Source organism: Streptomyces sp. NPDC001027 (genome assembly GCF_040299045.1).
Lineage (GTDB): Bacteria > Actinomycetota > Actinomycetes > Streptomycetales > Streptomycetaceae > Streptomyces.
On record NZ_JBEPBI010000007.1, the window covers coordinates 22,855 to 40,314 of the forward strand.

At 73.7% G+C, this 17,460-nt stretch carries 16 protein-coding genes; 9 read left to right on the forward strand and 7 right to left on the reverse strand.

The genetic code is table 11. From position 1 onward, the window contains the following. Nucleotides 1–139: 139 nt before the first annotated feature. Entirely contained in the window at nt 140–1,042 is a 903-nt protein-coding gene (locus ABT300_RS04210) for a class I SAM-dependent methyltransferase (protein WP_351671852.1), read from the forward strand. Nucleotides 1,043–1,313: 271 nt separating this feature from the next. Here the strand turns inward: ABT300_RS04210 and ABT300_RS04215 are convergent, their stop codons facing one another. Further along, nucleotides 1,314–2,522 carry a bifunctional adenosylcobinamide kinase/adenosylcobinamide-phosphate guanylyltransferase gene (locus tag ABT300_RS04215; protein WP_351671855.1) on the reverse strand — a complete coding sequence of 403 codons (1,209 nt, stop codon included), beginning with the start codon at nt 2,520–2,522 and terminating at the stop codon, nt 1,314–1,316. 173 nt (nt 2,523–2,695) lie between these two features. On the opposite strand from ABT300_RS04215, the gene ABT300_RS04220 reads away from it, so the two are divergent. Beyond that, nucleotides 2,696–2,908 (forward strand): hypothetical protein, encoded by a 213-nt coding sequence (locus tag ABT300_RS04220; protein WP_319278890.1) that lies wholly within the window; start codon nt 2,696–2,698, stop codon nt 2,906–2,908. Nucleotides 2,909–3,005: 97 nt separating this feature from the next. Here the strand turns inward: ABT300_RS04220 and ABT300_RS04225 are convergent, their stop codons facing one another. Together ABT300_RS04225 and ABT300_RS04230 are read right to left on the reverse strand one after the other, a co-directional pair. After that, a complete protein-coding gene (locus ABT300_RS04225) occupies nt 3,006–3,707 on the reverse strand; it encodes a class I SAM-dependent methyltransferase (RefSeq protein ID WP_351671860.1) in 702 nt (233 codons plus the stop codon). 83 nt (nt 3,708–3,790) lie between these two features. Further along, on the reverse strand, nt 3,791–4,384 hold the full coding sequence (locus ABT300_RS04230; RefSeq protein ID WP_351671863.1) for a DUF3043 domain-containing protein: 594 nt from the start codon (nt 4,382–4,384) through the stop codon (nt 3,791–3,793). 299 nt (nt 4,385–4,683) lie between these two features. On the opposite strand from ABT300_RS04230, the gene ABT300_RS04235 reads away from it, so the two are divergent. From ABT300_RS04235 to ABT300_RS04255, 5 genes are all read left to right on the forward strand, one after another. After that, on the forward strand, nt 4,684–5,481 hold the full coding sequence (locus ABT300_RS04235) for a PspA/IM30 family protein (protein ID WP_107444392.1): 798 nt from the start codon (nt 4,684–4,686) through the stop codon (nt 5,479–5,481). Between the two features lie 34 nt (nt 5,482–5,515). Next, nucleotides 5,516–5,794 (forward strand): PspA-associated protein PspAA, encoded by a 279-nt coding sequence (pspAA, locus tag ABT300_RS04240; RefSeq protein WP_351671867.1) that lies wholly within the window; start codon nt 5,516–5,518, stop codon nt 5,792–5,794. A gap of 112 nt (nt 5,795–5,906) precedes the next feature. Beyond that, nucleotides 5,907–7,316 (forward strand): sensor histidine kinase, encoded by a 1,410-nt coding sequence (locus ABT300_RS04245; protein WP_351671870.1) that lies wholly within the window; start codon nt 5,907–5,909, stop codon nt 7,314–7,316. Further along, the gene (locus tag ABT300_RS04250; protein ID WP_306953019.1) at nt 7,313–7,993 is read left to right on the forward strand and encodes a response regulator; all 681 of its coding nucleotides are present in this window, start codon (nt 7,313–7,315) and stop codon (nt 7,991–7,993) included. Before ABT300_RS04245 ends, ABT300_RS04250 begins: the two co-directional genes overlap by 4 nt. A 124-nt stretch (nt 7,994–8,117) precedes the next feature. Next, the gene (locus ABT300_RS04255) at nt 8,118–10,358 is read left to right on the forward strand and encodes a serine/threonine-protein kinase (RefSeq protein WP_351671875.1); all 2,241 of its coding nucleotides are present in this window, start codon (nt 8,118–8,120) and stop codon (nt 10,356–10,358) included. A 55-nt stretch (nt 10,359–10,413) separates the two neighbouring features. Here the strand turns inward: ABT300_RS04255 and nadA are convergent, their stop codons facing one another. Further along, nucleotides 10,414–11,607 carry a quinolinate synthase NadA gene (nadA, locus tag ABT300_RS04260; protein ID WP_351671878.1) on the reverse strand — a complete coding sequence of 398 codons (1,194 nt, stop codon included), beginning with the start codon at nt 11,605–11,607 and terminating at the stop codon, nt 10,414–10,416. 315 nt (nt 11,608–11,922) lie between these two features. Here nadA and ABT300_RS04265 point away from each other — a divergent pair, with 315 nt between their 5' ends. Next, complete coding sequence (locus ABT300_RS04265; RefSeq protein ID WP_018848827.1) at nt 11,923–12,279, forward strand: HesB/IscA family protein; 357 nt, start codon at nt 11,923–11,925, stop codon at nt 12,277–12,279. A gap of 168 nt (nt 12,280–12,447) precedes the next feature. On the opposite strand, the gene ABT300_RS04270 is transcribed toward ABT300_RS04265, so the two are convergent. After that, a complete protein-coding gene (locus ABT300_RS04270; protein WP_351671881.1) occupies nt 12,448–14,559 on the reverse strand; it encodes a hypothetical protein in 2,112 nt (703 codons plus the stop codon). A 165-nt stretch (nt 14,560–14,724) separates the two neighbouring features. After that, nucleotides 14,725–14,934 carry a hypothetical protein gene (locus ABT300_RS04275; RefSeq protein ID WP_351671884.1) on the reverse strand — a complete coding sequence of 70 codons (210 nt, stop codon included), beginning with the start codon at nt 14,932–14,934 and terminating at the stop codon, nt 14,725–14,727. A gap of 130 nt (nt 14,935–15,064) precedes the next feature. Between ABT300_RS04275 and ABT300_RS04280 the strand changes: the two genes are divergently transcribed. Continuing rightward, nucleotides 15,065–16,039, forward strand: coding sequence for a carbohydrate kinase family protein (locus ABT300_RS04280; RefSeq protein ID WP_351671887.1), 975 nt, complete (start codon nt 15,065–15,067; stop codon nt 16,037–16,039). 1 nt (nt 16,040) lies between these two features. Here the strand turns inward: ABT300_RS04280 and ABT300_RS04285 are convergent, their stop codons facing one another. Beyond that, complete coding sequence (locus ABT300_RS04285) at nt 16,041–17,441, reverse strand: cysteine desulfurase/sulfurtransferase TusA family protein (RefSeq protein WP_351671890.1); 1,401 nt, start codon at nt 17,439–17,441, stop codon at nt 16,041–16,043. Between the last annotated feature and the right edge of the window lie 19 nt (nt 17,442–17,460).

Genomic DNA, 17,460 nt, shown 5'->3' on the forward strand with positions numbered 1-17,460 from the left:
AGTACCGGCACCGGTCGAACGGCTCCGCTCCCCGTCGTCACCACGCCCGCACGACGTCATTGCACCCACGGCCGCTATCCCATACGTTCCGTTTTGACGTATATCGTCCCTCGTTCGCCTCGCTCTCCCGGAGCCGCTCATGCCCCCCAGGCCCGTCCACGAGCCGCGCCGCGACGACTGCCCCTGGTGCGGCTCGGAGAGCCTGCGCACCCGGCTGCGCGCACCGGACCTGCGCCACCCCAGGCCGGGCACGTTCGTGGTCGACGAATGCCGGGACTGCCGGCACGCCTTCCAGAACCCGCGACTGACCGCCGAGGGCCTGGAGCTCTACGCCGCGCGGGAGGACCACCGGCGGCTCACCCGCGGACGCCTGCGGGCGACGGCGCGCACCATGCTGCCCTTCCCCGAGCCGGAGAGCTGGCTGGACGTCGGGACGGGGGACGCGGCCTTCCCGGACGCGGCGAGGGAGGTGTTCGCCTACACGGCGTTCGACGGGGTGGACCCGGCCCCCGTGGTGCGGTGGGCGCACGCGGCGGGACGGCTCGACGAGGCCCACATGGGACGCCTGACGCACCCCGGGACGCTGTCCCGGCTGCGCGGCCGCTACGACGTCGTCAGCATGCTCCACCACCTGGAACACACCCGGGACCCGCGGCAGGAGCTCGCCGCGGCGCTGACCGCCCTGCGTCCCGGCGGCCATCTGCTCCTCGAACTCCCGGACCCGGCAAGCGCCTTCGCCGCGGTGCTCGGCAAGTGGTGGCCCGACCACGACCCGCCCCGCCACCTCCACCTGATCCCGCAGGCCAACCTGCGGGCCGAACTCGAGGCCAGGGGCTGCGAGATCGTCGTGGCGGACCGCGCCGGCCCGCACGCGCCGGGAGACCTGGCGGCCGCGGCCTCGCTCTACCTGCGCAGGACCCGGCTGCGCGCGGCGGCCGGCCCGCTGATCGCCCTGGCCGCCGCACTCGACCATCTCCTGGCCCCGGCCCTGCGCCGCACGCGCTTCTCGAACGCGTACCGGATCGTCGCCCGCAGAGCCTGACCGACCCGGACGGGGGACCGCGGAACACCCGGCGCGCCCGGCTCGCGCCGAAGGACGTGGGCCTGCCCGCCCGTGGACGGCGCCGGGGGCCCGGGCTGCGCCGCGAGGAGCTGGGGCGAAGGACCGCAAGGGGTATTGCCGGGCAGGGCACTGCGTGAGCGAGCCGCGGGGACCGCGCAACACAAGCCGCCGGTACGGGCGCCAGCCGCCCTGCGTCGCCTCGCGCCAGCCGCACCGCACCGCGCCGCGCGGGGCAGGGCGGCGGGGCGGCTCAGCCGCGGAGCACCAGCGCCTGGCCCGCCACCACCAGCACGACCTGCTCGCATTCCGCCGCGACCGCCGCGTTCAGCCGTCCCAGCTCGTCGCGGTAGCGCCGCCCCGACGCCGTCGCCGGCACGATGCCCGAGCCGACCTCGTTGGACACCAGGACGACGGTCCGCCGGGCCGAGCGCACGGCGTCCGCCAGCTCCCGCACCCGCGCCCGCAGCGCCTTCTCGCCGCCGTCCGCCCACACCGCGTCGTCCCAGGCCCCGACCGCGTCCATCACGTCCGTCAGCCACAGCGACAGACAGTCGATCAGCAGCGGCGCCCCGTCCCGCGACAGCAACGGGACGAGGTCGCAGGTCTCCGTCGTCCGCCAGGAACCCGGCCGCCGCTCCCGGTGCGCGGACACCCGGGACGCCCACTCGGTGTCGCCGCCCCGGGTCCCGCCGGTGGCCACGTACCACACGTCGGGGAAGGCCTCCAGCCGCCGTTCGGCCTCCACCGACTTGCCCGACCGGGCCCCGCCCAGCACCAGCGTCCGGCGCGGCACGTCGGGCACGTCCTCGTACACGCCCACCGTCAGCGTCGTGCCGTCCGGGACCGCCCGCGCCCCCGCCGCGGCCAGCCGTCGGCCGAGCTCCGCGCCCGGCGGCACGTCGTGGTCCAGGTGGACGGCGATCACGTCCGTCGTCGGCCCGACCGCCCCGACCGCCCGCAGCTTCGCGAGCGCGTCCGGCCGCCCGACCACGTCCAGGAGGACCATGTCGTAGCGCCCGGCGTGCTCCGACCCCTCCTCCAGGCCGGCCGGCGCGCCCCGCGGCGGCAGATACAACAGGCGCTGCCCCGCGGGCCCGGTCACCGCGTACCCGGTGCCCGGCGCGTCCATCGCCACCGCCCGCACCCGATGCCCCGTCGGCGCCGTCGACTCCCGCCCGTCCGGGACCCGGCCGGGCTGCGGCAGGCCGGCCGGCACCTCCACCGGCGGACCGTCGTGCGGATGCGTCAGCAGCACCTGGCCCACCCCGGCCAGCGAGTGCCCCGCCCGCGCGGCCGCGAAGGCCGCGCCCGGCGTGAGGTCGAGCAGCAGGGCGCCGTCCACGAGCAGCGCGGTCGCGGCCCGCGCGTGCGCCCCCAGCGAGATCGCGCACACGGCGCAGGAGCATTCGGGGCGGGGCAGTCCCGCGGGGGCGCCGGTACCGAGCAGAGTGACTTCCACGGAGCTGATTTTCGCGCGTCCGACCTGGTCCCGCGCATCCGGCCCGGACCCGTCCGGAGCGGGCGAGATCCCGCGTCTGCGGCACGGGCCGCCGGACAGGCCCTAGGCTCAGGGCGGAAGCCGGACCTGGATCCGGCTTCTGCTCTGCACGTGGTCACAGCTGGGAGGCGTACATGGCGGCATGGACGTGGCGGTTCGAGAAGGCCGACGGGACGGAGGTCCAACCCGCGGTGCAGCCCGACGAATTCACCACGCAGGGGGACGCCGAGTCCTGGATCGGAGAGGTCTGGAAGGACCTTCTCGAAGGCGGCGCGGACCAGGTGCGGCTCTTCGAGGAGTCCACCGAGATCTACGGCCCGATGAGCCTGCGCGCGAACGAGGCGTAGCCGTACGGCGGGGCGGCCGGACCCCGGCCGTCCCGCCCCCGTCCACCCCCGCCGTGCGGCGAGGGGACGTTCACCCGAACGAGCGGATGACGTCGGCTCAGCCGCGCACCCCGCACAGATGCAGCAGCGCCGCGACCTGCCGGTAGGGGTCGGTCCGCCCGGCCCGCTCCTCGGCGCAGAGCAGCTTCTCGAGGTCGCCCGGGATCTCCGCGTCGTCCGCGGCCGTGTCCGTGAAGACCCGCACCCCGTACCAGGCCTGAAGGGGCGCCCCGATCCCGGCGAGCGCGTCGGTCAGCGTCGCCAGCCGGTCCGCCCGCACGTCCAGGCCCAGCCGGTTGCGGTACGAGACGGTGTCGAAGGAGCCCAGCGCGCCCGCCCAGTCCCCGGCCAGCCCCGACCGCATGGCCAGCGCGTCCGCGTTGCGCACCAGCAGCGACAGCAGCCCGCCGGGCGCCAGCATCCGCCCGAGCCCCGCCAGCAGGGCGTCCGGCGCCTCCACGTACATCAGCACGCCGTGGCACAGCACCACGTCGAAACTGCCGGGCAGGAAGTGCACCCCGGTGTCCCGGCCGTCGCCCTCGATGATCCGCATCCGCTCCCGGATGCCCTCGGGCTCGCCCCTGAGGGCCTCGCGGGCCACGGCGACCATGGTCGCGTCCTGTTCCAGACCGGTCACCTGGTGACCGAGCCGGGCCAGCCGCAGCGCCTGCGTGCCCTGACCCATCCCGACGTCGAGGACCCGCAGCCGCTGTCCCACGGGATAGCGTCCCGCCATCTGCTCGTCGAGCTGCCGGGCCACCAGCTCCTGACGTACGACGTCACGCAGCCCGCCCAGCTTGTTCAGCCAGGCCTCGGCCGCTCCCCCGGAGAAAGCCGCAGTGCTCAGAGCTGCGCTCCACGCTTGACCTGCGGCTTGGGCAGCCGCAGCCGGCGCATCTGCAGCGAGCGCATCAGCGCGTAGGCGACCGCGCCCCGCCGGTTCTGGTCGGGGAAGCGCTCGGTCAGCCGCTTGCGCAGCCGGAAGCCGGTCATGAGCGAGTCCAGCACGATCAGGACGATCACGACCAGCCACAGCAGCAGCGCGATGGTCTGCAACGAGCCCACCCGCACCATGCTCAGCACGAGGATGACCACGGCCATCGGCAGGAAGAACTCCGCCACGTTGAACCGGGAGTCGATGAAGTCGCGGGCGAACTTGCGGACCGGGCCCTTGTCGCGGACCGGCAGATAGCGCTCGTCGCCGCCGGCCAGCGCCTGGCGCTGCCGTTCCATCTGGGCGCGGCGCTCGTCGCGCTGCCGCTTGGCGGCGTCCTTGCGCGACGTCGAGGTGTTGGCGACGCTGCGGCGCTGGGTCTGGGCCTCACTGCGCTTGGGCGTGGGCCTGCCCTTCTTCGCCTGAGGGTCACGGGGCTGCTTGGAGTCGGTCACCACCGCGTCGGCGGGGGCCTTCTCTTCCTTGGCACGGCTACGGAACACAAAACCCAAGCGTAAGCGCTTCTGGGCATGGACCCCAGCCCGGACGGGAACGATCCGGCAACACCAGTCGTCTGTAGAAGGGACAGACCGGGCGAGTGCGAGGAAGAGGGGCGAAGGGCGGCGCGTCGCGCACCCTGACCGTCACCTACTCCTCACGCCGGAGCCCGGGCCCCGTCAGTCGTCCTTGGGGAGGAGCGCATCCGCCCCCGAACAGTGCGTCAATGGAGGCAGGGCCCGTACTGTGGGTTCTGTCGCAGACCTGAGAGCCGGAGTCCGTCAGAAGGGGGCGCGCGAAGCCCATGAGCGGTGTCATGAAGCGTATGGGGATGATCTTCCGCGCGAAGGCGAACAAGGCCCTTGACCGGGCCGAGGACCCGCGCGAAACCCTCGACTACTCGTACCAGAAGCAGCTGGAGCTCCTGCAGAAGGTCCGCCGCGGCGTCGCCGACGTCGCCACCTCGCGCAAGCGTCTGGAGCTGCAGCTGAACCAGCTCCAGTCGCAGTCCTCCAAGCTGGAGGACCAGGGCCGCAAGGCGCTCGCGCTCGGCCGCGAGGACCTCGCCCGCGAGGCGCTCTCCCGCCGCGCCGCCCTCCAGCAGCAGGTCACCGACCTGGAGACGCAGCACGCCACGCTCCAGGGCGAGGAGGAGAAGCTCACTCTCGCGGCCCAGCGCCTGCAGGCCAAGGTGGACGCCTTCCGTACGAAGAAGGAGACCATCAAGGCCACCTACACCGCCGCCCAGGCCCAGACCCGCATCGGCGAGGCCTTCTCCGGCATCTCCGAGGAGATGGGCGACGTCGGTCTGGCCATCCAGCGCGCCGAGGACAAGACCGCCCAGCTCCAGGCCAGGGCCGGGGCCCTCGACGAGCTCCTCGCCTCCGGCGCCCTGGACGACCCGACGGGCATCGCGAGGGACGACATCCAGACCGAGCTGGACCGGCTCTCCGGTGGTACGGATGTGGAGCTGGAGCTGCAGCGCATGAAGGCCGAGCTCGCCGGCGGCCCGTCCGCGGGCCAGCAGGCCATCGAGGGCGGCACGGGCCGGCCGCAGTCCCAGCAGCAGCCGCAGGACACCCCGCGCTTCGACAAGCAGTAGCCCGGCGCCGGGGCCCGGAGCCGAGGAGGGCGACGTGATCGTACGGATCATGGGGGAGGGCCAGTGGGAACTGGCCGACTCCCACTTCGTCGAACTGAACAAGCTGGACGACGACCTCCTCGCGGAGATGGAGAGCGGCGACGAGGACGGCTTCCACCGCACCCTCGGCGCCCTCCTGGACGCCGTACGCCGCCTCGGCGAACCCCTGCCGGACGAGGCGCTGGAGCCCTCCGAGCTCATCCTCCCCTCGCCGGACGCGAGCCTGGAGGAGGTCCGGGAGATGCTCAGCGACGACGGTCTGATCCCCGGGTGAGGTCCGCGTCCTCCCAGTGACGGTCCCGGGGGCGAGGCCCGGTCAGGGCCGACAGCGGGGTCTGGGGGCGCCGGCCCCCGGCCACGGCGAGGAAAGCGACGGCAACCAGAAAGTGACCCTCCTTTCCCGGGCCGTGCGCCGGCTCAAGGCCCACACCCTGACCTTCGACGCCTTCCTCGCCGCGGGCGTCCTCCTCTGCATGCTCGCCGGGTCGCTCGTCGACCCGCACGGCGAGCGGAGCATCCGCACGCCGGATCCGCTCAGCCTGCTGCTCATGACCCTCGGCGCCGCAGCCCTCGTCCTGCGCCGCCGCGCCCCCATGACGGTCCTCGTCCTCACCGGCGCGGCGTCCGTGGCCGAGTCCGTCACCGGCGACCCCCGCGCCCCCGTGGCGATGTCCGCCGTCGTCGCCCTCTTCACCGTCGCCTCCGCCACCGACCGTCCCACCACCCTGCGGGCCGGCCTGCTCACCATGACGGTCCTCACCGGCGCCGCCATGCTCGCCGGACCGCTGCCCTGGTACGCCCAGGACAACCTCGGGATCCTCGCCTGGACCGGCATCGGCGCCACCGCGGGCGACGCGGTCCGCAGCCGCCGGGCGGTCGTCCAGGCCATCCGGGACCGCGCCGAGCGGGCGGAGCTCACCCGGGAGGAGGAGGCCCGCCGCAGGGTCGCCGAGGAGCGGCTGCGCATCGCCCGCGACCTGCACGACGTCGTCGCCCACCACATCGCCCTGGTCAACGTCCAGGCCGGGGTCGCCGCACACGTCATGGACAAGAGGCCCGACCAGGCCAAGGAGGCCCTCGCGCACGTCCGCGAGGCCAGCCGCTCCGCGCTCAACGAACTGCGGGCGACGGTGGGTCTGCTGCGCCAGTCCGGCGACCCGGAGGCCCCCACCGAGCCCGCCCCCGGCCTGGACCGCCTCGACGAGCTGGCCGGCACCTTCCGCAACGCCGGACTCCCGGTCGAGGTGGCCCGCGCCGACCACGGGACCACGCTCCCCGCCGCCGTCGACCTGGCCGCCTACCGGGTCGTCCAGGAAGCCCTCACCAACGTCCAAAAGCATGCCGGACCGGCGGCGAAGGCCGAGGTCAGCGTCGTACGGGTGGGGCCGAACATCGAGGTCACGGTCCTCGACGACGGGCAGCCCGCGGAGGACGCCCCGCCGGCGGCGGGCAGCGGCCACGGGCTGCTGGGCATGCGGGAACGCGTCACGGCCCTGCGCGGCACCCTCACCACCGGCCCCCGCTACGGCGGCGGCTACCGCGTCCATGTGATCCTGCCGGTCAAGCCCCGTACCGGCGCCGTCGAGGCGCAGACCCGCGCGGCCGGGAGCCGCGTCGGGAGCCGTGCCGTGGAGCCCGGCGCGGGGCAGCCCCCGCCCGGCCGGCTCCCCGCCGCGCGGTGCCGCCCCCCGCAGCCCCGCACGGACGCGTCCCGCACCGAGCCGTCCCCTACGGGGTCGTCCCGTACGGAGCCGTCCCGTGCCGCAGAGCCCCGTACCGCAGAGGATCCCGTATGACCATCCGCGTCCTGCTCGCCGACGACCAGGCGTTGCTGCGCAGCGCCTTTCGCGTGCTCGTCGACTCCGAGCCCGACATGGAGGTGGTCGGTGAGGCGTCCGACGGCGCGGAGGCGGTGCGGCTGGCCAAGGAGGGGCCCGTCGACGTCGTCCTGATGGACATCCGCATGCCCGGCACGGACGGTCTCGCCGCGACCCGTCTGATCAGCGCCGACCCGGCCCTCGGCCACGTCCGGGTGGTCATCCTGACGACCTTCGAGGTGGACGACTACGTCGTGCAGTCGCTGCGGGCCGGCGCCTCCGGCTTCCTCGGCAAGGGCAGCGAGCCCGAGGAGCTGCTGAGCGCGATCCGGATCGCCGCGGGCGGCGAGGCGCTGCTCTCGCCGACCGCGACCAAGGGGCTGATCGCCCGCTTCCTCGCCCAGGGCGGCGCGGACGACGACCACGACCCCGCCCGTTCCGCCCGGCTCGGCGCGCTCACCGTGCGCGAACGCGAGGTCCTCGTGCTGGTCGCCGGCGGTCACTCCAACGACGAGATCGCCGAACGGCTGGAGGTCAGCCCGCTCACGGTCAAGACGCACGTGAACCGGGCCATGGCGAAACTGGGCGCGCGCGACCGGGCGCAACTCGTGGTGATCGCCTACGAGTCGGGCCTGGTGCGCCCGAGGGCGGAGTGAGGGCGGCTGCTCCGGTGTGCGGCGGGTGAAGCCCTTTCCCTCGGCTCTGCGTCCCCTGGGGGCTTTCCCTATGCTGGCCTCTCAGCGATCTGATCGAAGATCTGCGCAGGAGGGGACGGGCGCGGTGGGGCTGCACAAGGACGACCCGAAGGCGCTCGGCGGATACCGGATCGTCGACCGGCTCGGGGCCGGCGGCATGGGCGTCGTCTACCGCGGCCGGGCCCGCTCGGGGCGTGAGGTCGCCGTCAAGGTGGTCCACGCCCAGTACGCCGAGGACCCGGTCTTCCGCGCCCGCTTCCGGCAGGAGATCGCGGTGGTCCGCAAGGTGAGCGGCGCCTTCACCGCCCCGGTCGTGGACGCCGACCCGGAGGCCGTCCGGCCCTGGATGGCCACGCAGTACGTGTCGGGCCCCGCGCTCTCCGCCCGTATCCGCGACCACGGCCCGCTGCGCGGCGCGGAACTGCGCCGGCTCGCCCTCGGCCTGGTGGAGGCGCTGCGGGAGATCCACCGGGCCGGCGTCGTCCACCGCGACCTCAAGCCCGGCAACGTCCTGATGGCCCACGACGGGCCGCGCGTCATCGACTTCGGGATCTCCCGGGCGGCGGAGAACCAGACGCTCACCGAGACCGGCAAGATGATCGGCACCCCGCCGTTCATGTCGCCCGAGCAGTTGACCGACGCCCGCTCGGTCGGCCCCGCCTCGGACGTGTTCTCCCTCGCCGCGCTGCTGGTGTTCGCAGCGACGGGGCGCGGCCCCTTCGACGCGGACAGCCCATATCTGACGGCGTGGCGGGTGATGCAGGAGGAGCCGAAGGTGGAGGCGGTGGCCGAGCCGCTGCGCTCGGTCCTCACCCGCTGTCTGGCCAAGGACGCCGACAGCCGGCCCGGGCTCGAGGAGCTGGCCGAGGAGTTCGCCCGGGTGCTGCCCGGGCCCGCGGCGGGAGACCAGGAGACGGTGTCCCTGCGTCTGCCGCCGCCTGCGACGGAGGACGAACCGGGCTGTCCGGCCGGGGCGGCCGCAAATCCCCGCCCCGGCCGCCGCTCCCTGCTGCGCCGGTGGCCGGTCCTGGCCGGGACGGCCGGCGTCCTCGCCCTGGCCGTCACCGGCTACCTGCTGCTCGACGTGACCCCCTTCAGCAGGGCCGAGGAGTCGAGCGACAGCAGCGACGACGCGCTCTCCGTCGACCGGGACCCCCTGCCGAGCGGCTGGCGGCCCTGGCAGACCTCGGTGTACGGCGTCGCCGCGACCGGGGTGAAGAAGCCGCTGGGCGGCGGGGCGCCCGACAACGCCTCCCTGACCTGCGCGATGGGCAAGAGCGCCCTGTACTGCGGCGGCGACGGCACCCTGCCGGTCCGGGTCGACGGGGCGACCGGCCGGATCGCCTGGCGCGCCGAGTCCCTGCCGCGGGGTCTGTCGCAGGTGCGGTTCAACAGCGGAGTCCTCGGGGTCCACGACGGCGTGCTGCTGGTGTCGGAAGTCGTGATGAACAAGGCGGGCAACGACCAGAGCGCCACTTTGCTCGCCCTCGACGCCGCCACCGGCAAGCTGCTCTGGTCGCGCCCGATGCCGGGGACGGGCGCCGTCGACCCCGCGGTCGTCGGCGATCTCGTGCTGACCTCGGACGGCTACCGCGTCACCGCCCGCGACGTGCGCGGCGGCGCCGCGCGCTGGACGGCCACCGTGCCCGCGGGGCCCACCTACCACTGTGAGTTCCAGCAGGCGGACGGCGTCCCGTACGCCGACTGCACCGACGCCGGCACACCGTCGCGCAACGTGTTCTACGCCGTGGATCCCGCCGACGGCTCGACCCGGAAGGTGAGCGTGCCGGACGGCGACCTCGACTACGTCGGCGCCGTCGACGGCGATCTGGCCTTCACCGCACAGGTCCCGCGAGGCCAGCGGACGTTCGACGAGCCGGCGTACGGCGAGGTCCTGCTGATCGACCCGGGCACCGGCGCCGTGCGGAAGGTGAAGCTGACCGGCAGCCCGCGCGGGCAGGTGGCGCTGGTGGGCGGGGTGCTCTGCTTCGCCGACTCCCGGGGGCGGCTGGCCGCCCACTCGCCCGGGACGGGCAAGCAGCTGTGGCAGACCTCGACGACGCTTCAGCAGCCCGGCAGGCCCGCCGCCGACGGGCGGGGACAGACGGTGTTCGCGGCCAGCGCCTCCGGACGGGTCGCCGCCGTCGACGTCGCGACGGGCGAACTGCTGTGGGAGTCCGCCGCGAGGGCCGAGCGGGTCGTCGACTCCGGCTATGCCGCGCCGCGCGTGTTCTTCGACGGGGGCGCCCTGGTCGTGCTCAGCCCCGACGGGACCGTCTTCACCGTGGACCCCGAGTACCCCGACCTGGAACCCCAGGCGGGGTGACCCGGTGACCTGGCCGTCGGGGCGATCGTGCGTTCGGGGCCCGACGGCGGTCCGGCTACGGCAGGGCCAGCATCCGCTCCAGCGCCAGCTTGGCGAACTGCTCGGTCTCCCGGTCGACCTCGATGCGGTTGACCAGCTTGCCCTCGGCCAGCGACTCCAGGGTCCACACCAGGTGGGGGAGGTCGATGCGGTTCATGGTCGAGCAGAAGCAGACCGTCTTGTCCAGGAAGACGATCTCCTTGCCCTCGGGCGCGAAGCGGTTCGCCAGCCGGCGGACCAGGTTCAGCTCGGTGCCGATGGCCCACTTGGAGCCGGCCGGGGCCGCCTCCAGCGCCTTGATGATGTACTCGGTCGAGCCGACGTAGTCGGCCGCGGCGACGACCTCGTGCCGGCACTCGGGGTGCACGAGCACGTTGACGCCGGGTATCCGGGCGCGCACGTCCTCGACCGACTCCAGGCTGAAGCGGCCGTGCACCGAGCAGTGGCCCCGCCACAGGATCATCTTCGCGTCGCGCAGCTGCTCGGCGGTCAGCCCGCCGTTCGGCTTGTGCGGGTTGTAGAGGACGCAGTCCTCGAGGGACATGCCCATGTCCCGCACGGCGGTGTTGCGGCCGAGGTGCTGGTCGGGCAGGAACAGCACCTTCTCGCCCTGCTGGAAGGCCCATTCCAGGGCCCGCTCGGCGTTGGACGAGGTGCAGATGGCGCCGCCGTGCCGGCCCGTGAACGCCTTGATGTCCGCGGACGAGTTCATGTACGACACCGGCACGACCTGGTCGGCCACGCCGGCCTCGGTCAGCACGTCCCAGCACTCGGCGACCTGCTCGGCGGTGGCCATGTCGGCCATCGAGCAGCCGGCGGCGAGGTCGGGCAGGACGACCTTCTGGTCGTCGGAGGTCAGGATGTCGGCGGACTCGGCCATGAAGTGCACACCGCAGAAGACGATGTACTCGGCCTCCGGACGGGCGGCCGCGTCCCTGGCCAGCTTGAAGGAGTCGCCCGTGACGTCGGCGAACTGGATGACCTCGTCGCGCTGGTAGTGGTGGCCGAGCACGAAGACCTTGTCACCGAGCTTCTCCTTGGCCGCGCGGGCGCGCGCGACCAGGTCCGGGTCCGAGGGCGAGGGCAGGTCGCCGGGGCACTCGACGCCCCGCTCGCTCTTCGGGTCGGCCTCACGGCCGAGCAGCAACAGGGCGAGCGGAGTCGGCTGTACGTCGAGTTCCGTGGGCTGGGCGGTGGTCACGGCACGCACCCTTTCTACTTTTCGTCGAATTGACGTTATCTATCATAACCCGCGTCGCGGCACTTTCACGATGGTCATTGCGTCGATGTGACGTGAATCCCGAAACGCGGACCGTCCGCCGGATCGGCGTCAGGCCGGCGTCGGGCCGGCGTCGGGCACGCGTCGGACCGGAGGGCGCTGTCCGCTCCACCGCGGGTGTGCGAGCATGAAAGACAAGAAGAGGAAAGAAACGGAAACGCGAGTCCTCGGCCCCGGAATGAATCCGCGGTCCCGGCGGTTGGACACGTCGGCAAGCAGTCTCCGTACAACCCGGGAGAGATGTAGATGTCCGTATCGGACGAGAAGACCACTGTCAGCGACGGCATCCTCCTGTCCGACGCCGCTGCGGCGAAGGTCAAGGCCCTGCTCGACCAGGAAGGCCGCGACGACCTGGCGCTGCGCGTCGCCGTTCAGCCCGGCGGCTGCTCCGGCCTGCGCTACCAGCTCTTCTTCGACGAGCGTTCGCTCGACGGCGACGTGGTCAAGGACTTCGACGGCGTCAAGGTCGTCACCGACCGCATGAGCGCCCCGTACCTGGGCGGCGCCTCCATCGACTTCGTCGACACCATCGAGAAGCAGGGCTTCACGATCGACAACCCGAACGCGACGGGTTCCTGCGCCTGCGGCGACTCCTTCAGCTAGGACCTCCAGCCAGGACCTCGCCCATTCCATCGCGAACCGCAGCAGCCGGCACATGAAGGCGGCGGCCCCCTCCGAGGGGACCGCCGCCTTCGTCGTGTGCTCTACCCGGGGACGGCTGCGGAGCCCGTCCGTTCGGCGCCGCCCCCGAAGGGTCAGCGGGCCAGGGGGTCAGCGGGTCTGCGGGAGCCGGGCCCCCGGCTTCTCCAGCGGAACGCCCGCGCCGTCCGAGCCGACCACCTTCCGGGCGCCCAGCGGTGCGTCCAGCTGCACGACCTGGTGGTACTCCTTGGCGATCAGGATGCAGACCTTGTCCGGCCAGGGCGTCTCCGTGACGGTGACCTTCACCTCGTCCGAGCTCTCCGTCGCCGTCGCCTTGTAGTCGGCGCAGACCCCGCCGGTGAAGCCGACGGTCAGCTCCCTGCCCTCGGCGGAGTAGCCGTCCACCTGCACGTCACGGGTGCCCGAGGAGCCGGACGGCCGCGGCGTGGGGGCCGACGTCGTGGGGGACGTGAGATACGCCGGTTCGACGGCCGGCTGCGCCACGGTGTACCCGTCCGCGCCCCCCGCCGCCTTCACGGCGAACAGCCAGGACGGCACGAGCACCTGCCGGCCGCCGGAGGTGTGCGGGGCCAGCCCGAGCACCGCGTCCTCGACGGTCGCCGTCTGCTGCTTCGGCGCGGACGTCGACGCGCCGCACGGGCTCTCCAGCCGGTCCTTCAGCGGCACCGGGCTGGCACAGCCGCCGATGCCCATCCGGTGGTCGGACCCCGGCGCCGCGTTCAGCGCGTCCAGCGCCTCCTGCGCGCTGACCAGGGGGTAGGAGGCGCCCTTGGCGGGCGGCTTCAGCTGCCCGTTCCCGGCGACGACCTCGCCCTGCGCGTTGACCCCGAGGCCGGTCGTCCAGCTGTAGGTCGGCAGCCCGCCGACCACGGGATCGGCGTTCACCATGCGCTGCGCGCCCATGGTCAGGCTCGCGTCCACCTTGGCGTCGTCCTGCCCGAGCGCCTTCAGGACCGGCGCGGCCGCCTTCTTCGCGGCCGCCTCGCTCACCGGGTCGTCGGTGGCCGGCGTCGGGGTCCCGGTGCACTTGTCGCTCAGCGACGTGCAGCTGTCGGCGCCGGGGGCGTACCGGGTGAAGGTCCACATGCCCGGCGCCTGCCGGTTCACCCGCAGCGCCGGCCCGGAGCTGTCGCCGGCGCCGATCCGCCAGGCCTCGCCGTCGGCCACCGGCGTGCCGTCGATGCCCAGCGCCTTCGCCAGACGGGCCGCCTCGTCCGCCGTGACCGCGCCCTTCGCCCAGTACACGGGCGCGGAGTCGGGACCGTCGGGGAGGGTGCCGGCGGCCTTGTAGGTCACCCCGTGGGGGTCGGGCTCGCCGGGGGCGATGCCGTTCGAGGAGCCCTGGGAGGCGCCCTTGCCCCCGGCGTGGTCGTCCAGGACGAGCGCGGCGGGGGAGCCGTCGCCCGAAGGCGATCCCGAACCGGGGCCGCCGCCCGAGCCGCCCGTCGCCTCGGCGGTCAGATAGGCCCCGCCGCCGCCCACCAGCAGCACGGCCGCCGCGACGGAGGCGATGAGCAGGGGGGAGCGGCGCCGCGGGCCGGGAACCGGCCATCCGCCGCCCGCCGCGCCGACGACGGGCTCCGTGCGACCGGGGCCGCGTCCGCCGTCCGCGGCTGCGGGCTCGTGCGCCACGCCGGCCCCGTCCCGGGCCGCCGCCGCGACCGAGTCGGCGGCGGTCGCGGTGTCGGCGTCGTCGGGGACGGCGGCCTCCGCCGAGGCGCCGGCCTTCTCCCGGGGTTCGTCGGATGCGACCGGCGCACCCGGGGCGGCTGCGCCCTTCTCGACGCCGACCCCGACGGTCTTCTCCGAGCCGTCGACCGGGCTCGAGCCGTCGACACGGTCCGAGCCGCAGGTTTCGTCCGAGCCCTCGACCTCGGCCGGGCCACGGGCCTCGCCGGAGTCGCCGATCTCGTCGGAGTCGCGAGCCTCGTCCGGACCGTCGGCCGGGGCGGAGCCGCCCGCTTCCCGCACGGCCCCGGCCTCCGCCACGACCTCGTCCGAAGCAGCGGGCTCCGCATCCGCCGGCCCGGCCTCCTCGGCCTTGTCGACCGCGTCGGCCTCGGCCTGCGCCGGCCCGGCGTCGCGGGGGCGCGCCTGCTCGGCGTTCCGCGTCGGCTCGGCCTCCTGCGCCCGCTCGGCGTCCCGCGCCTTCGTCTCGGCGGAAGACGTGTTCTCCGGCTCGCGCGCGGCGTCGTCGTTCTCGGGTCGCTCGGTGTTCACCGCATCGCTCCTTCGGCTGCCCTGCTGTCGTACCCCGCATCCCCTTCACGAGGGACGCCGATGGGACGCGACGGGGGAGCGCGCGGTTCCCTTCCGCGCGCCCTACCGAAGGAAATATCGGGGGACCACCCCGGGAGCAACCCGGAGTGATCCGAACAGCAGGCCCTAGTTGCCGTACTCCGGCATCGCCTCCAGCAGCCGCGCCGACGCCGCGGGAACGTTCACGCCGTGGATGAGTGACGGGGAGACCGGGCGGGAAGTGATCTTCTCCGGGGCGGCCCAGTGCGGAGCCATCCGCGCGCAGTCGCCGCGCAGCGACGCGAGGTCGCCGTCGAGATCGGCCGGAGCGGGGCCGTGGACCTTGAGGTTCGTCATACTCGAACGGTAGGCACGACGTGGCCCGCGAAGAAAGATCTACTATCGGGTAGTTTCAGCTGCTTCAGTGGCGCGAGCCGACCGGGTAGCGTGAACTGTCAATCCCCCTCCCCTCAGGAGAGTCCACGCCGTGCGCATCGCAGTCACCGGCTCCATCGCGACAGACCACCTCATGACGTTCCCCGGCCGCTTCGCCGACCAGCTGGTCGCGGACCGTCTCCACACGGTCTCGCTCTCCTTCCTGGTCGACAACCTGGACGTGCGCCGGGGCGGGGTGGGCGCGAACGTCGCCTTCGGCATGGGACAGCTCGGCACCGACCCGATCCTGGTCGGCGCCGCGGGCGCGGACTTCGACGAGTACCGGGCCTGGCTCGACCGGCACGGCGTCGACACCGCCTCGGTCCGCATCTCGGAGACCCTGCACACCGCCCGCTTCGTGTGCACCACCGACGCCGACCACAACCAGATCGGCTCCTTCTACACGGGCGCGATGAGCGAGGCCCGGCTGATCGAGCTGAAGACGGTCGCCGACCGCGTGGGCGGCCTCGACCTGGTCCTGATCGGCGCCGACGACCCGGAGGCCATGCTCCGGCACACCGAGGAGTGCCGGTCCCGGGGGATCCCCTTCGCCGCCGACTTCTCCCAGCAGATCGCCCGTATGAACGGCGACGAGATCCGGATACTGCTGGAAGGCGCCTCGTACCTCTTCTCCAACGAGTACGAGAAGGGCCTCATCGAGTCCAAGACGGGCTGGTCGGACGCCGAGATCCTGGCCAAGGTCGGCCACCGCGTCACCACCCTCGGCGCGCGCGGCGTCCGCATCGAGCGCGCCGGCGAGGACCCGATCGAGGTCGGCTGCCCGCAGGAGGAGGCCAAGGTCGAGCCCACCGGGGTCGGCGACGCCTTCCGCGCCGGCTTCCTCTCCGGCCTCGCCTGGGGCGTCTCCCACGAGCGCGCCGCCCAGATCGGCTGCATGCTCGCCACCCTGGTGATCGAGACGGTCGGCACCCAGGAGTACCAGCTGCGCCGCGCCCACTTCATGGAGCGCTTCATCAAGGCCTACGGCGACGAGGCGGGCGCCGAGGTCCGCAAGCACCTGGCCTGACTCAGGACAGCCGGCGGACCACATAGGCGACGCCTCGGTCCGCCGGCTCCTCACCGGCGTACTCCTGCCCCCGCATCTCGCACCACGCGGGGATGTCGAGCCGGGCCGCCTCGTCGTCGGACAGCACCCGCACCGTGCCGCCCACCGGCACGTCCCCGATGACCTTCGCCAGCTCGATGACCGGGATCGGGCACCGCCGACCCAGCGCGTCCACCACGAGCGCGTCCTGGTGCACCCCGTGTGCTCCGCGTGCCTCGGCGGCGGCCACCGGCACGGGCGCCCCGAGCTTCTCCCGCACCTCCGCCACCGCCCCCGGCAACACGGCGAGGAACCGCTCGACATCCTCCTCGGCGGCCCCCGACGGCAGCGAAACCCGCACGTTTCCCTCACTCAGCACGCCCATCGCCTTCAGCACATGGCTGGGCGTCAGCGTGCTGCTGGTGCAGGACGATCCGGACGACACGGAGAAGCCCGCCCGGTCCAGCTCGTGCAGCAGCGCCTCCCCGTCGACGTACAGACAGGAGAAGGTGACGATCCCGGGCAGCCGTCGATGCGGGTCCCCGACCACCTCGACGTCCGGGACGAGGTCCGCCACCCGCGCGCGGATCCGCCCCGTCAGCTTCCGCAGCCGTTCCGCCTCGGCCGCCGCCTCCGCCCGCACCGCCCGCAGCGAGGCCGCCGCCGCCACGATCGCCGGGAGGTTCTCGAACCCGGCCGCCCGCCCCGACTCCCGCTCGTCCAGGGGACCCTGCGGTGCGAACCGGACGCCCTTGCGCACGACGAGCAGCCCGACGCCCGAGGGCCCGCCCCACTTGTGCGCGCTCGCCGCCAGCAGCGACCAGGGGCCCTCCACGGCCCCCCACCCCAGCGACTGAGCCGCGTCCACCAGCAGCGGCACTCCCGCCTCCCGGCACAGCTCGGCCACCGCCGCCACCGGCTGCTCGGCGCCCACCTCGTGGTTGGCCGACTGCAGACAGGCCAGCGCGGTGTCGGAGCGCAGGGCGTCGGCGTACGACTCGACGGTCACCGCACCGGTCCGCGTCACCGGCGTCCGGGTCACCGACCCGCCCTCCGTCTCGAACACCTCGGCCGAATGGAGTACCGAGGAGTGTTCGACGGCTGACACGATCAGGTGACGTCCGACCCGCCGGCGACCCGCCAGCGCGCCCGCGATCCCGGAATGCACGGCCCGGGTCCCGGAGGACGTGAACACCAGCTCGTCCGGCCGGCACCCGACGGACTCGGCCGCCGCCTCCCGCGCCGCGTCCAGCAGCATCCGGGCCCGCCGGCCCTCCCGGTACAGCCGGGCGGGATCCGCCCACCCCTCGTCGAGCGAGGCCGACAGGGCCTGACGGGCGACGGGATGCAGGGGAGCGGCGGATGCGGCGTCGAAGTAGGACACACGCCAACGGTAGAACGTA